The 612-nt window shown below is 68.8% G+C and carries 1 protein-coding gene; it reads left to right on the plus strand.

The genetic code is table 11. The features are described from left to right. Positions 1-612, plus strand: a 612-nt coding sequence (locus FJV41_RS57090) for a CNNM domain-containing protein (protein ID WP_141649557.1), incomplete at both ends; no start/stop codon positions are given.

The following is a 612-nucleotide window of genomic DNA, read 5'->3' on the forward strand; positions in this document are numbered from 1 at the left end:
CGGTGGGCGTGCCCGAGAAAACCGCCGGCTATGCTGCGACGGGCCTCGTGGTGGTGGTGATCACTTACTTCTCGATCGTCGTCGGCGAACTGGTGCCCAAGCGCCTGGGCCAGAGCTACCCTGAGACGCTGGCGCGGCTCGTCGCGCGGCCCATCAACTGGCTGGCGCTCGCGACCAAGCCGTTCGTGAAGCTGCTGTCGGTTTCCACGCAGGCGCTGCTGCGGTTGCTGGGCGTGAAGGAGAACACCGCGAGCGCGGTGACCGAGGCCGAGATCCATGCCGTGCTGGCCGAAGGCACGAGCGCGGGCGTGATCGAATCCCACGAGCACCAGATGGTGCGCAACGTGTTCCGCCTGGACGACCGCCAGATCGGCTCGCTGATGGTGCCCCGCGCCGACGTGGTGGTGCTCGACGTGGAGGACAGCTTCGAGGAGAACCTGCGGCTCGTCGAGTCGTCGGACCACGGCCGCTTCCCGGTGGTGCGCGGCGGCATGGAGAACGTGCTGGGCGTGCTCAATGCCCGCCAGTGGCTGTCGCGCTCGCTGCGCGAGGACGTGCGCGACCTGTCGGCCCAGCCGCTGCAGTCGGCGCTCTACGTGCCCGAGACCATCA

The organism is Myxococcus llanfairpwllgwyngyllgogerychwyrndrobwllllantysiliogogogochensis (genome assembly GCF_006636215.1).
GTDB lineage: Bacteria > Myxococcota > Myxococcia > Myxococcales > Myxococcaceae > Myxococcus > Myxococcus llanfairpwllgwyngyllgogerychwyrndrobwllllantysiliogogogochensis.